This is a genomic window from Sphingomonas sp. LH128, assembly GCF_000293195.2.
Classification (GTDB): Bacteria; Pseudomonadota; Alphaproteobacteria; order Sphingomonadales; family Sphingomonadaceae; genus Novosphingobium; species Novosphingobium resinovorum_A.
On sequence record NZ_ALVC01000190.1, the window covers coordinates 1 to 11,346 of the forward strand.

Sequence of the window (11,346 nt, forward strand, 5' to 3'; positions counted from 1 at the left end):
GAACCCGTTCTGGCGCAGGGCGAGCGCGCACTGCGCTCCCCCATGTCCCGCTCCCACGATGACGACGTCTGATTTTTCCATGGCGCGTTGAGTTCCGCAATTTAACCGCGCGGTCAATGCCCAAGACGAAATCTAGTTACCCCGACAGCCAACATCGCATTGCTGGACAAACGTTCAGCCTACAGGCTGCTTCATCGCGTCCATCGTCAGTTCCAGCGAGCGAATCTGCGCCTCGGGGTCGTACGTCGCGATGCTGACGATCAGCTCGTCCGCCTGCGTGCGCGCGACGAAGTCCTCGATACCCTGCCGCACCGTCGCCGGGCTGCCGACCGCGCTGACCGAGCGGACCTGCTCCAGCATCGCCCGCGCCGCGCCGGGAAGACCGGCGCGGTAATCGCGTACCGGCGGCTTCAGGCGGCCCGGATTGCCCGAGCGCAGCGCCACGAAGCTCTGGTCGGTGGAGGAGGACAGGTAGACCGCCTCCTCGTCCGTATCGGCGGCGACCACGTTGATCGCGGCCATGAAGTGTGGCTTCGCCAGGGTTTCGGAGGGCTCGAACCGCTCGCGGTAGACGCGCGCGGCATCATCCAGTGCGGCGGGAGCGAAGTGCGAGGCAAAGGCGTAGGGCAGGCCCAGCATCGCCGCCAGCTGCGCACCGAACAGGCTGGAGCCGAGAATCCACATCTCGACATTCGCCCCCGCGGCCTGAGGCGAAGGAACGCCGCCCGCCGCCTGCCCCTGGAACCGGGCACGCAGTTCCACCACGTCGTTGGGGAAGCGCTCGGACGCGGCGTGGATGTCCTTGCGCAGCGCATGGGCCAGCCGCCCGTCGGCGCCCGGCGCGCGGCCGAGACCGAGGTCGACGCGGCCGGGGAACAGCGCCGCCAGCGTGCCGAACTGCTCGGAGATCACATAAGGCGTGTGGTTGGGCAGCATGATGCCGCCCGCGCCAATCCGGATCGTGCTGGTCGCATTGCCGAGATGCGCGAGCACCACCGAGGTCGCGCCGCCCGCGATGCCGTCCATGCCGTGATGCTCGGCCACCCAGTAGCGCCGGTATCCCGCGCGCTCGGCCGCCTGCGCGGTCCGTACGGAGATATCGAGCGCCTCGGCGACAGTGCCGTCTTCGCGGACGGTGACGAGATCGAGGACGGACATCGGGATCATGGGAGAAACCTTATTTTGCCGGGTCAGGAGAGCCGAGCTGGGATAGGTACTGCTTCGCCGTCACCGCAGCGTCACTGGAAGGCGCGGCCGCGACGACCGATTCCCAGCTGCGCCGCGCGGCGGCATCGTTGTGCGAGAGCATGGCGATGACGCCCGCCTCCAGCCCGATCTCCGGGTCTTGCGGAGCGAGGCTCGCAGCCTTTTCGATCTGGGTCTGGGCCAGCGCCAGCTGGTCCTGGCGGCGAGAAAGCGTGGCCGAAAGCAGCCACGCCTGCGCATTGTCCGGCTGCGCGGCGCGCGCTTCGGCAAGGGCGTTGGCGGCCTCGTCGGGCTGCTTCACGGCGACCAGCCCGCGCGCACGGTCGAGCGCTATCGAGGCGGTGAGGTCCGCATCGCCGACGATCTTGGCGTCCGTTGCTGCAGGGGCGAGCAGCGAGAGCGCCTGCCCCGCCTGCCCGGCGGCCAGCGCGGCATTGCCCGCCATCGCGCCCAGACGCGCACGGCTGGCGTGGTCGGCAGGATCGGCGGCATCGCGGGCATTGGTGAAAGCGGTTCGCGCCTCGTCCCAGCGGTCGAGGTCGCTGAGCGCCACGCCGAGGCACAGGCCCGCACGCACCCGCTCGCGCCCGATGGCGTCAGCCAGCGCGCTGCGGGCGAGTTCGGCGGATTTTTCCGGATTGGCCTCGACCGCGCTCATGCAACCGGCGCTGCTGCGGGCGGCAGGCATCGCGACGTTCTGCGCCTCGCGAGCGCGGCGGTCGCGGTCTTCCTTGTCCTTCTTCTCGATGATCTCCAGCGGCAGCTGCGAGGCATAGGGCCGTGCCGAACTCGGCAGGCTGGAAGCAGGGCCGACCTGGGCCATCAGCGGAAGGAGGAGAAGCAGCGAGGACATGGGGATCAGGACTCCGGGGTGCCCTCTGCGCGCGGCCCTGCCAACGGAAGCACCAGTTCCGCGACGGTGCGCAGGAGCAGGCGAATGTCGGCATCACGCGAGAGGCGATGATCGCCGTCCTTGATCAGCGTGACCTGCACGTCGGCTGAACGCAGTTTCTCCGCCAGCCTCATGGAGATTTCAAAAGGCACGTCGGGATCGCGCTGGCCGTGGAGCAGGCGCACCGGGGCGTCGATGGCGATCTCGCCCTCCAGCAGCAGGTTGGCTTGGCCGTCTGCCCAGAAACCGGGGTGCGTGGGGGTCGGCTCGGGGCCGTAGGGATTGTCCTCGAAGAGGATTTCCCCGTCTGCGAGCAGCGCCTTGTCCATCTGGGGGATGCCCCATTCGGTGAAGTCCGGCGCCGGTGCGATGCCGACGAGGCCCGCCAGCCGGTCCCCCAACGCGAGGCCCACCATCAGCATCAGCCAGCCGCCCATCGAGGAACCGACGAGGACGATCTTCTCGTCCGTCTCCAGCGCGGCGACGAGGGCGAGCACTTCCTGTTTCCAGCGCGTGAGAGTGCCGTCGGCAAAGTCGCCCGGCGATTCGCCGCAGCCGGAATAGTCGAACAGCAGGCAGGGGAGCCCGCTGGCGCGCGCCATCTCGAACAGGGCGGCGGCCTTGGAACCGGCCATGTCGGACATGTAGCCGGGGAGGAAGACGATGACCGGGCCAGTGCCGGGAGTGAAACGGTAGGCGATCGAACGCCCGTCGGAGAGATCGAGATAGCTGGTCGAAGTCATGGTGCCCTTAGTGGGAAGTGGTTGGCTGCAGGGCAAGGCGACGGTGTGAATTAAGAGAAGGCCCACCCCCAACCTCTCCCGCAAGCGGGAGGGGAGAAGAAGGCGGCATCGCCCTCCCGCTTGCGGGAGGGCCGGGAGGCTTGGCCCGCAGGGCCTAGCCGGACGGGGTGGGCATTCCCATCCGCGCCGCCATCCCCTAAAGGCGCCCACATCATGGCCGATTCGCTGATCCTTGAAGTCGCCGATTTCGAGCAGGATGTCCTCACCGGCATCTACTCGGAGGAAACCGGCAAGCCGCAGCCCCTGCGTTTCACCATCACGGTGAAGCTGCGGCCCGCGGACCACTACGCCCCCGACACGCCGCTGACGGCGAGCAAGAACTACATGGACCTCAAGTTCGCGGCGTCGGAAGCGCTGCCACAGGGTGTCCACTTCAAGCTGATCGAGGCGGTCGCCGACCACGTCTGTGAGACGCTGTTCCTGCAGGACGAGCGGGTCGAGGCGGTGACGGTGAAGATCGTCAAGCTGGCGCTCACCGAGGTCAACGAACTGATCGGCATGACCCTGACGCGGGAACGTCGTTGAACGAGTTGCTCCATCTCGGGCCGCTGTCGGACGACGCGCTCGAGGCTGCGGCCGATTTCCATGCCCGCCTGCTGCCCGGGATCGAGGCGACGCTGTCGGGCGGCGCCGATCCGCTGACGCTGGTTTTCCTGCCCGCGAATCACGAGCATCGCGCCTGGCGCCTTGCCGCCGTGCAGGGCCTTGCCCGTCGCTTCGCACCTTCGCGCGTCAATGCCGTCGAGAGCGACGCCGGAGCAGGTGGGCGGGAGGCTGTGGCAGCGGCGCAACGCTGGCTTGACGGTGCAGGCGGTGTGACGGGACAATTACTACCGCTCAATGGCAAGGGCGCGGGCGGAGTGCTATATCCGTCCGAATGAGCACGCCGCAGCCCCTCGTCGACCAGTTCCAGCGCAGGATCACGTACCTGCGCCTGTCGGTGACCGACCGCTGCGACTTGCGCTGCGCCTACTGCATGCCGGAGCGGATGACGTTCCTTCCCAAGAAGGACGTGCTGACGCTCGACGAGATGCACGACCTTGCCCTCGGCTTCATCGCACGCGGTATCACCAAATTGCGGCTGACCGGCGGCGAACCGCTGGTCCGGCGCGACATGATCGACCTCGTCCGGGCGCTCGGCCGCCGGATCAGCGCGACTGACGGGCAGGGTTCTCTTGAGGAACTGACCCTCACCACCAACGGCACCCGCCTTGCCGAATTCGCCGACGATCTCCGCGCGGCGGGGGTGCGGCGGATCAACGTCTCGCTCGATACCCTCGACCGCGAGGCTTTCGCGCGGCTGACCCGGCGCGATTCGCTGCCGCAGGTGCTGGAGGGGCTGGCGGCGGCGAAGGCGTCGGGCCTGAAGGTCAAGCTCAACACGGTGGCGCTCAAGGGCATCAACGAGCACGAGATCGCCGATATCGTCGCCTGGGCGCACGCGCAGGGCTTCGAGGCGACGCTGATCGAGGTCATGCCGCTGGGCGAAGTGGAGGAAGACCGCTTCGACCACTACCTGCCGCTCGTCGCGGTGCAGGAGGATCTGGCCCGGCGCTGGACGCTTGCGCCGAGCGGGCACCGCACCGGCGGCCCGGCGCGTTACTGGGACGTCGCGGAAACCGGCGGACGGCTCGGCCTGATCACCCCGCTGACAAACAACTTCTGCGAGGGCTGCAACCGCATCCGCGTCACCGCGACGGGGCAGCTCTATGCGTGCCTCGGCGGCAACGAGCAGGTGGACCTGCGCGCGGCGCTGCGTTCGGACGATCCGCAAGGCGCCTTGTCGGCGGCGCTGGACACGGCGATGCGGATCAAGCCTGAGCGCCATCACTTCGCGATCGACGGACGCGGCGAGGCGCCTGCGCTGGCGCGTCACATGTCGATGACGGGTGGGTGAGATGACTGCGAAACTGGTGTTCCTCGGACGGCTGGAAGAGCTGGCGGGGACGGATAGCATGAGCATCGATGTGCCGCTCGGCTGGGCCGCTCTGCTGGCGCATCTGGAGGAGCATTACACGCCCGATCTGGTCGAGACCGTCGCCGGTGTCCGGGTGAAAGTGGCGCTCAACGGCGCGCTGATCGCCGAAAAGGGCGGCGTGGTGCTGGCGGATGGCGACGAACTGGCCTTCCTGCCGCCGGTTTCCGGTGGCTGACATGTCCGACGTTCGCCTGCTGACGTCCGGCTTCGATCCGGCAGCGGAACTGAGTGCCTTCACCGCCGCGCACCCGCAAGCGGGCGGGATCGTCAGCTTCCTTGGGCAAGTGCGTGAGGGCGCGGGCTGCGAGGCGCTGGAACTGCGGCACTATGACCCGCTGACGCTTCCGGCGATGCAAGATCTGGCGATGCGCGTGCGCGGGCGTTGGGCGCTTGACGGGCTGCTGGTGATCCACCGCAGCGGGGTGATGCTCCCGGCCGAGCCGATCGTGCTTGTTGCCGCCGCTGCCCGGCACCGGCGCGATGCCTTTGCGGCGGCGGACTTCGCGATGGACCACCTCAAGAGCGAATCGTGGTTCTGGAAGCGCGAGAAGACCGGCGGCCAATGGCGCTGGATCGAACCGCGGGAGCAGGACTTCGAGGATATCGCGCGCTGGTGACCCCGTCGTCCCGGATCAAGTCCGGGACGACGAAATTTCTTCTCTCCGGCGGGGGTTTTGACCCGCATCAACGAATCATGGCGCGAAGGCGCGCATATGCCGATCACCCAAGGAGATCAGCATCATGTCCCAACGTCTTACCCGGCAGCAGCTTCAGGGTCTGGCTACGGTCACGGCCGTTCCCGCCCGCACGCCAATGCACTTTGGAGTAGACCGCAGCTTCGGCCTGCCGACCGGCTTCTATGTCGCCACGGTCGCGCTCTACCTCGCCTTCATCGGTGTCATGGCCGCCACGTTCATGAACCCGGAACTGGCCATCCCGATGGTCATCTTCGCCGGGTTCGTTCTCTTGGCGTTCGGGCTGGCCGGGTACTGGGTGAAGATGAAACCCCACAACGATGCCGCCGCGCCAACATGGGGCCAGCTTGCCGCACGCGGCATCGACACTCTGAACGGAAGGCTCACGGCGGGCGAAGCGGCCGTCCAGGTTCTCACGCTACCCGTGCTGATCCTGTGCTGGGGCCTGGCGGTCGCGATCATCGTCGCCTTCACCTGACGCGGGGCCTGCCTGAATCTGGTTCACCAGGCTGGGAGCCCTTCAGGCAGACTGCGTCGGAACGTTCGGGGAGTCCCACCCTTCTGGCCGGGGGGTGGGACTTTTCGCGTCAGGACGCCCGGCGTCGCAGCACCGCCTGCACGAAGGCGTCGAGATCATCGACGTCCACGTCGAGCACTTCGTCCCATTCCTCCAGCACCGCGACGACGTCCTCGCGCGTGGAGACGGGAACCGGCGGGGGCGGCGCGACATGCGGCCAGGCGTGACCGGTGAAGTTGTTGTAGAGCCAGCCGAAGCTGCACAGCACCAGCACGTTGGCGCCGATCGGGATCATCAGCGTCGCGTCCCACGGCACCTGCCCGCCCGCGCCGAGCGCGCAGAGCAGGGCGCAGGCACCGCCCGGCGGATGGAGGCAGCGCGCCACCGACATCGCGGCGATGGCAAGCCCCACCGCGATGCTCCCGCCCAGCCATGGATTGCCGATCAGGTGCCCGATCGAAATGCCGATCGCGGCCGAGAGCAGGTCTCCGCCGATCACGGACCACGGCTGCGCGAGAGGGCTCGCCGGAACGCAGAACACCAGCACCGCCGAGGCGCCCAGCGGCGCGACGAGGAAGGGCAGGGCGTGGGCTTGATGACCGCCGAGCAGGGCCCATGTCGCGAAGCCGGAAAGCGCGATCCCCAGCGCCGCGCCGATCGCGCCGCGCGCCCAGCCCAGACGGCCGAGGGCGTGGAGGCGCAGGGAATGAATGTGCCGGACCATGGCGGCGCTATGGCGCAGAGCGGTGCGGGTGACGAGCCCGGATTTGCCTCGCATTGCGATAGGCGGGCTATCAGAACTTCAGCTTGTAGCGCACCATCGCCCGGTTGCTGACCTGCCCGCCGCCCAGCGTCGCCGAATCGAGTTCGACGCCGAGCGAGGAGTTTTCGCTCAGGCCCATCTGCGCGCGGGGTAGGCCGTCCGGCGTCTCGTAAGTATCGGGAAGCGGACGCAGGCGCTCCTTTTCCGGGTTGGTCGCGCAGACGACGATTTCTCCGGGGCGGCCGACCGGGCAGCGCGGCTTGACGGCATGGAGATCGACCGTCCCGTCCTGCGGCATCTGCGCAAGGTCGAACAGCGGCGCTGCGATCGCGGGCGGTTCGGGCGGGAGGTCGGCGATCGGCATGAAGAGCAGGAGGCCATGCGATCAAGGCGATTTCAGGGCGGCGGGAAGATCATTGGGCGAATCAAAAAGCCCGGCCCTCCGTTGGGAGGACCGGGCCGATGAGCGCCCGCACTGGAGGGGGGAGGGGTGCGGGCGCCGAAAGGATCAGGCGAACTTGCCGGCCTTGGCGATCTCGGCCAGCGGCTTGCGGTCGCTGGCGACTTCGCGCTCCTGCAGGAAATCGGGCAGGACCGACTTGTCACCCTGCTTGCCGATGGCGAAGGCGGCTTCGAGGCGATGGTCTTCCGGGATGCCGAGCGCGGCTTCGGCCTCGCCGAACTTCAGGCCGGTCATGCCGTGGGTGTGGTAGCCCAGCGCCTGTGCCTGGATCGCGGCGAGCACCCAGGCGGCGCCGGCGTCGAAGCTGTGGCTGTGGTTCTCGAAAGTGCCCTTGTCCGAGCGCGAGAACTTGTCGGAGACGACATAGACGATCGCCGAGGCTTCCTTGGCCCAGCCGGCGTTGAAGTCGATCAGGCCCGACAGGAACAGGTCCCAGTTCGCGTCGCCCTTCTTGGCGTAGAGGAAGGTCCAGGGCTGCACGTTGTAAGCCGAGGGCGCCCAGCCACCGGCTTCGAGGATCGCGTCGAGGTCTTCCTGCGGCATCTCGCTGCCGTCGAAGGCGCGGGGGCTCCAGCGGTCGACGATGAGCTTCTCGATCTTGGGATTGGCGATACGTCCGGTCATCGAAATATGTCCTTGTCTGCTAAGGGCTTAGGGAGAGTGCGCAAGCAGGGGGGCAATCCTTTCGAATCACCCCCCTGCGCTATGTCAGGCTGCGTCCACCAGCACCAGTTCCGCGTCTTCGAGAGCGGTCACGGTGATCGTGTCGAGCCCGGTGATGGCCACGCCGTCGCGGGCATTGGCTTCCACGTCACCAACCCGGATGCGGCCGGTGGCGGGGACGAGGTAGCTGTGGCGCGCGGCGTCGGTGGCGTAAGTCACCGTGTCGCCCGCCTTCACCGTCGCGCCCAGCACGCGCGCCTCGGCGTTGATGTGGAGGGCGTCGTCGTCCCCGGCGATGCCGCTTGCCAAGGTCACGAACTGGCCCGAACGGTCCTCCTTGGGGAAAGGACGGGCGCCCCAGCTCGGCTGCTCGCCGCGGCGGTCTGGGATGATCCAGATCTGGAACAGCGTCGTCGCCTCGTCCTCGAGGTTGTACTCCGAGTGCTGGATGCCGGTGCCCGCGCTCATCACCTGGACGTCGCCCGCGCCGGTGCGGCCGGTGTTGCCCAGGCTGTCCTTGTGCGTGATCGCGCCGGTGCGGACATAAGTGACGATCTCCATGTCGCGGTGCGGGTGCGGCGGGAAGCCGGACCTGGCGGCGATGGTGTCGTCGTTCCAGACCCGAAGGCGACCCCAGTTGGTGCGCGCCGGATCATGGTAGTCGGCGAAGGAGAAATGGTGGCGGGCATCGAGCCATCCGTGATTGGCGGCGCCGATGCTCTCGAAGGGACGCAGTTCGATCATGGGGCACTCCTTTGTATGCGTTAGGTGCCGTTAAGGCCCTGTTGAGTGCCATGTAGCCCTCGCGTGGCTATCGCGAAATTGTGATAAACTCGGCTGAATTATTCAGGAAAGTTGAATGGTCGACGTCGTTCCGCCCAGTCTCGATCACTTGCGGTGCTTTCTGGCCGTGGTGGAAGAGGGCAGTTTCAATGCAGCCGCCAGGCGACTTGGCCGCGCGATTTCGGTGGTCAGCTACGCCATCGCCCAGCTCGAAAGCCAGCTCGACGTGCGCCTGTTCGACCGCGAAGGCTCGCGCCGTCCGCAGCTGACCGAGGCCGGTCGCGCGCTGTTGTCCGAGGCGCACGCGATCTCCGACGACGTCGACGCCCTGCTCGCCAAGGTCCGCAGTCTGCGGCAGGGGCTGGAGGCGGAGCTGTCGCTGGCGGTGGACGTGATGGTGCCGGGCAACGTGCTCGCCCGCCTGTTGCGCGACTTTCAGGTGCGTTTTCCGACGGTTCCGCTGCGCCTCCACATTGAGGCGCTGGGCGCTGTCGCCGCGCTGGTGCTCGACGGGCGCGCAACGCTGGGTATCGCCGGGCCGGACATCATGGACCTTGCGGAGATCGAGCGCGAGACGATCGGCTCGGTCGAGATGGTCCCCGTCGCCGCCCCCGACCACGCCCTCGCCAAGTTCGAGCGGATCGAGCCGGGCGAGACGCGCAAGCACCTGCAACTTGTCCTGACCGACCGTTCGCCGCTGACGGAGGGGCGCGATTTCTCCGTGTTCAGCCCGCGCTCGTGGCGTCTGGCGGACCTCGGCGCCAAACATGCGCTGCTCAAGGAGGGCATCGGCTGGGGCTCGATGCCGCGCCATGCCGTGAGGGCGGACCTGGAGGCAGGCACCCTCGTGGAACTGAAGCTGCCCGAGCGGTCCGCGCTCGATTACGCGCTCGTGGCGCTGTGGCGCAAGGACAGCCGGCCCGGCCCCGCCGCCGTCTGGGTGCTCGACGAAATGCGCGAACGTCTCGCGAAATGTCCATCGACCAAGTGAGGGTCTTGCGGGGCGGTTCGGGCTGCTCCACTTAGGGCACATGACCGCTACCCGCCTGTTCGACCGCGCCGTGATCCGGCTGTCCCCGCGCCCCGATTCGAATGAGAACGTCGTCGATTTCCTGCAGGGGCTCGTGACCTCGGACGTGGCGGGAACCCTGCCGGTCTGGACGGGGCTGCTGACGCCGCAGGGCAAGGCGCTGTTTGACTTCATCGTCTGGCCGGGCGGCAAGGGGCTGCTCATCGACTGCGAGGCCGAAGTCGCCGACGCGCTGGTGAAGCGCCTGTCGATGTACCGGCTGCGCAAGGCGATCGACATTGCCCGCGACGACCGGCTCGCCGTGCACTGGCGGCCGCACACGGGCGACGGCGCCGCTCCGGACCCGCGCCTCCATGCCCTTGGCGAGCGCTGGGTCGCGGTGGTCGATGCCACCGATCCGGCCGAGGAAGAAACCGGCGCAGACGCCGCCTGGCGCGCCCACCGTCTGGCGCTGCGGGTGCCTGAAGGCCGTGCGGAACTGGGCGATGGCGAAACGCTCTGGCTCGAATGCAACGCGGCGGACCTGCACGGCGTCAGCTTCACCAAGGGCTGCTACGTCGGGCAGGAGAACACCGCGCGCATGAACTGGCGCCAGAAGGTCAACCGCCGCCTCGTGGTGGTGCCGCTGGCCCGTTCGGACGAGAAGCGCCGCCGCGCCGCCTACCCCGAACTGGGGCTCGCGGTGGATCACCTGCGGGTGGAGGACATCCCGGCCGACGTCATGCCCAAGTGGATCGCCGCAGAAGCCTGAGGCAACGCACCGGAGCAGCCTGTCAGGCGGCTCCGGCCATTTCCATGCGCGGGCTCAGGCGCCGGTCGAGATCGGCGACGTAGATGCGCGCCGGGTGCTCCATCGCCCGCGAGGCGCTGTAGCGCGACCGTACCTGCCCGGTATCGTGGAAGCCGGCGCTTTCCAGCACCTGCTGCGTGCCCCGGCTGTCGGCGAAGTGGCTGGCGATGACCCGCAGATGGCCGAGCGAGCGCGCCTGGTTCACCACCGCACGCAAGGCCTCTCCGGCATAGCCGCGACCCCGATATCTCGGGACGATCCAGTAGCCGACCTCGATCTCCTTGGCGCCGAGCGCGCTGTCGCTCCGACCCAACCCTATACTTCCGACCAGTTGCGGCCCGCCGGGCGCGCGCAGATACATGAAGAAATGGGGAAGGCGCGGATCTCGCGGCCGGTCCAGATAGATGCGCAGTTCCTCCGCCGAACGGGGCAAAGGAGCCACGCCGACAGTGCGCTGAACGTCATCGTCCGAAAGAGCCTCGACAAGATCGTCGAAGTCTTCCGGCCATGCCGGTCTCAAAAACAACCTCTCCGTGCGGACGAACATTCCACGGTTCTCCGTCGTGCTAGTGCCCTGCGACTCGGATCATGCACGCAAGTCGGCGCAGATGCACGCAGTTTGGTGCGAATCCTTCGCGATCAGCGATGAAATCGTCGCAGGCGCCGGTTAACCGGATATGAGAACGGCGCCAGGGGACTACCCCTAGCGCCGTTTTCAGTGGTTAATTGGAGGGATCAGGCGGCGCGGCGGCGGGGGGGGCGG

General features: G+C 67.8%; 16 protein-coding genes. 8 read left to right on the forward strand and 8 right to left on the reverse strand.

Features of this window, described 5'->3' with window-relative positions:
* Positions 1 to 174: 174 nt before the first annotated feature.
* Genes LH128_RS15640 through LH128_RS15650 form a run of 3 tightly spaced genes read right to left on the reverse strand, consistent with a single transcriptional unit; the run spans position 175 to position 2,841 of the window.
* Positions 175 to 1,167, reverse strand: a complete 993-nt coding sequence (locus tag LH128_RS15640; protein WP_008830630.1) for an LLM class flavin-dependent oxidoreductase — start codon at positions 1,165 to 1,167, stop codon at positions 175 to 177.
* 10 nt (positions 1,168 to 1,177) lie between these two features.
* Positions 1,178 to 2,059 (reverse strand): hypothetical protein, encoded by an 882-nt coding sequence (locus tag LH128_RS15645; RefSeq protein ID WP_008830631.1) that lies wholly within the window; start codon positions 2,057 to 2,059, stop codon positions 1,178 to 1,180.
* Between the two features lie 5 nt (positions 2,060 to 2,064).
* On the reverse strand, positions 2,065 to 2,841 hold the full coding sequence (locus LH128_RS15650; protein ID WP_008830632.1) for an alpha/beta hydrolase: 777 nt from the start codon (positions 2,839 to 2,841) through the stop codon (positions 2,065 to 2,067).
* A 213-nt stretch (positions 2,842 to 3,054) separates the two neighbouring features.
* Between LH128_RS15650 and LH128_RS15655 the strand changes: the two genes are divergently transcribed.
* From LH128_RS15655 to LH128_RS15680, 6 genes are all read left to right on the forward strand, one after another.
* Entirely contained in the window at positions 3,055 to 3,426 is a 372-nt protein-coding gene (locus tag LH128_RS15655) for a dihydroneopterin aldolase (protein ID WP_008830633.1), read from the forward strand.
* Positions 3,423 to 3,782 (forward strand): Rossmann fold domain-containing protein, encoded by a 360-nt coding sequence (locus LH128_RS15660; RefSeq protein ID WP_008830634.1) that lies wholly within the window; start codon positions 3,423 to 3,425, stop codon positions 3,780 to 3,782. The genes LH128_RS15655 and LH128_RS15660 overlap by 4 nt, the downstream gene beginning before the upstream one ends.
* Positions 3,779 to 4,798, forward strand: coding sequence for a GTP 3',8-cyclase MoaA (gene moaA / locus LH128_RS15665; protein ID WP_008830635.1), 1,020 nt, complete (start codon positions 3,779 to 3,781; stop codon positions 4,796 to 4,798). Before LH128_RS15660 ends, moaA begins: the two co-directional genes overlap by 4 nt.
* Position 4,799: 1 nt before the next feature.
* Positions 4,800 to 5,054 carry a MoaD/ThiS family protein gene (locus LH128_RS15670; protein ID WP_008830636.1) on the forward strand — a complete coding sequence of 85 codons (255 nt, stop codon included), beginning with the start codon at positions 4,800 to 4,802 and terminating at the stop codon, positions 5,052 to 5,054.
* A 1-nt stretch (position 5,055) separates the two neighbouring features.
* Positions 5,056 to 5,496: a molybdenum cofactor biosynthesis protein MoaE gene (locus LH128_RS15675; protein WP_008830637.1), complete on the forward strand. Its 441-nt coding sequence runs from the start codon at positions 5,056 to 5,058 to the stop codon at positions 5,494 to 5,496.
* Between the two features lie 124 nt (positions 5,497 to 5,620).
* On the forward strand, positions 5,621 to 6,052 hold the full coding sequence (locus LH128_RS15680; protein WP_008830638.1) for a hypothetical protein: 432 nt from the start codon (positions 5,621 to 5,623) through the stop codon (positions 6,050 to 6,052).
* 109 nt (positions 6,053 to 6,161) lie between these two features.
* On the opposite strand, the gene LH128_RS15685 is transcribed toward LH128_RS15680, so the two are convergent.
* The 4 genes from LH128_RS15685 to LH128_RS15700 all read right to left on the reverse strand — a co-directional run bounded on the left by LH128_RS15685 (position 6,162) and on the right by LH128_RS15700 (position 8,724).
* Positions 6,162 to 6,869 carry an HPP family protein gene (locus LH128_RS15685; protein ID WP_008830639.1) on the reverse strand — a complete coding sequence of 236 codons (708 nt, stop codon included), beginning with the start codon at positions 6,867 to 6,869 and terminating at the stop codon, positions 6,162 to 6,164.
* A 16-nt stretch (positions 6,870 to 6,885) separates the two neighbouring features.
* Complete coding sequence (locus tag LH128_RS15690; protein WP_008830640.1) at positions 6,886 to 7,218, reverse strand: hypothetical protein; 333 nt, start codon at positions 7,216 to 7,218, stop codon at positions 6,886 to 6,888.
* 144 nt (positions 7,219 to 7,362) lie between these two features.
* Entirely contained in the window at positions 7,363 to 7,941 is a 579-nt protein-coding gene (locus LH128_RS15695) for a nitroreductase family protein (RefSeq protein ID WP_008830641.1), read from the reverse strand.
* 84 nt (positions 7,942 to 8,025) lie between these two features.
* The gene (locus LH128_RS15700) at positions 8,026 to 8,724 is read right to left on the reverse strand and encodes a pirin family protein (protein WP_008830642.1); all 699 of its coding nucleotides are present in this window, start codon (positions 8,722 to 8,724) and stop codon (positions 8,026 to 8,028) included.
* 115 nt (positions 8,725 to 8,839) lie between these two features.
* Here LH128_RS15700 and LH128_RS15705 point away from each other — a divergent pair, with 115 nt between their 5' ends.
* Together LH128_RS15705 and ygfZ are read left to right on the forward strand one after the other, a co-directional pair.
* Positions 8,840 to 9,754, forward strand: a complete 915-nt coding sequence (locus LH128_RS15705; RefSeq protein WP_008830643.1) for a LysR family transcriptional regulator — start codon at positions 8,840 to 8,842, stop codon at positions 9,752 to 9,754.
* A 40-nt stretch (positions 9,755 to 9,794) separates the two neighbouring features.
* A complete protein-coding gene (gene ygfZ, locus LH128_RS15710) occupies positions 9,795 to 10,544 on the forward strand; it encodes a CAF17-like 4Fe-4S cluster assembly/insertion protein YgfZ (RefSeq protein WP_008830644.1) in 750 nt (249 codons plus the stop codon).
* A gap of 22 nt (positions 10,545 to 10,566) precedes the next feature.
* On the opposite strand, the gene LH128_RS15715 is transcribed toward ygfZ, so the two are convergent.
* A complete protein-coding gene (locus tag LH128_RS15715) occupies positions 10,567 to 11,130 on the reverse strand; it encodes a GNAT family N-acetyltransferase (RefSeq protein WP_008830645.1) in 564 nt (187 codons plus the stop codon).
* Positions 11,131 to 11,346: the final 216 nt, after the last annotated feature.

Excerpts from the sequence above, each read along its gene's own strand:
- LH128_RS15640 (WP_008830630.1), bottom strand. The coding sequence starts at position 1,167 with ATGATCCCGATGTCCGTCCTCGATCTCGTCACCGTCCGCGAAGACGGC.
- LH128_RS15645 (WP_008830631.1), bottom strand. The coding sequence starts at position 2,059 with ATGTCCTCGCTGCTTCTCCTCCTTCCGCTGATGGCCCAGGTCGGCCCT.
- LH128_RS15650 (WP_008830632.1), bottom strand. The coding sequence starts at position 2,841 with ATGACTTCGACCAGCTATCTCGATCTCTCCGACGGGCGTTCGATCGCC.
- LH128_RS15655 (WP_008830633.1), top strand. The coding sequence starts at position 3,055 with ATGGCCGATTCGCTGATCCTTGAAGTCGCCGATTTCGAGCAGGATGTC.
- moaA (WP_008830635.1), top strand. The coding sequence starts at position 3,779 with ATGAGCACGCCGCAGCCCCTCGTCGACCAGTTCCAGCGCAGGATCACG.
- LH128_RS15670 (WP_008830636.1), top strand. The coding sequence starts at position 4,800 with ATGACTGCGAAACTGGTGTTCCTCGGACGGCTGGAAGAGCTGGCGGGG.
- LH128_RS15675 (WP_008830637.1), top strand. The coding sequence starts at position 5,056 with ATGTCCGACGTTCGCCTGCTGACGTCCGGCTTCGATCCGGCAGCGGAA.
- LH128_RS15680 (WP_008830638.1), top strand. The coding sequence starts at position 5,621 with ATGTCCCAACGTCTTACCCGGCAGCAGCTTCAGGGTCTGGCTACGGTC.
- LH128_RS15685 (WP_008830639.1), bottom strand. The coding sequence starts at position 6,869 with ATGCGAGGCAAATCCGGGCTCGTCACCCGCACCGCTCTGCGCCATAGC.
- LH128_RS15690 (WP_008830640.1), bottom strand. The coding sequence starts at position 7,218 with ATGCCGATCGCCGACCTCCCGCCCGAACCGCCCGCGATCGCAGCGCCG.
- LH128_RS15695 (WP_008830641.1), bottom strand. The coding sequence starts at position 7,941 with ATGACCGGACGTATCGCCAATCCCAAGATCGAGAAGCTCATCGTCGAC.
- LH128_RS15700 (WP_008830642.1), bottom strand. The coding sequence starts at position 8,724 with ATGATCGAACTGCGTCCCTTCGAGAGCATCGGCGCCGCCAATCACGGA.
- LH128_RS15705 (WP_008830643.1), top strand. The coding sequence starts at position 8,840 with ATGGTCGACGTCGTTCCGCCCAGTCTCGATCACTTGCGGTGCTTTCTG.
- ygfZ (WP_008830644.1), top strand. The coding sequence starts at position 9,795 with ATGACCGCTACCCGCCTGTTCGACCGCGCCGTGATCCGGCTGTCCCCG.
- LH128_RS15715 (WP_008830645.1), bottom strand. The coding sequence starts at position 11,130 with ATGTTCGTCCGCACGGAGAGGTTGTTTTTGAGACCGGCATGGCCGGAA.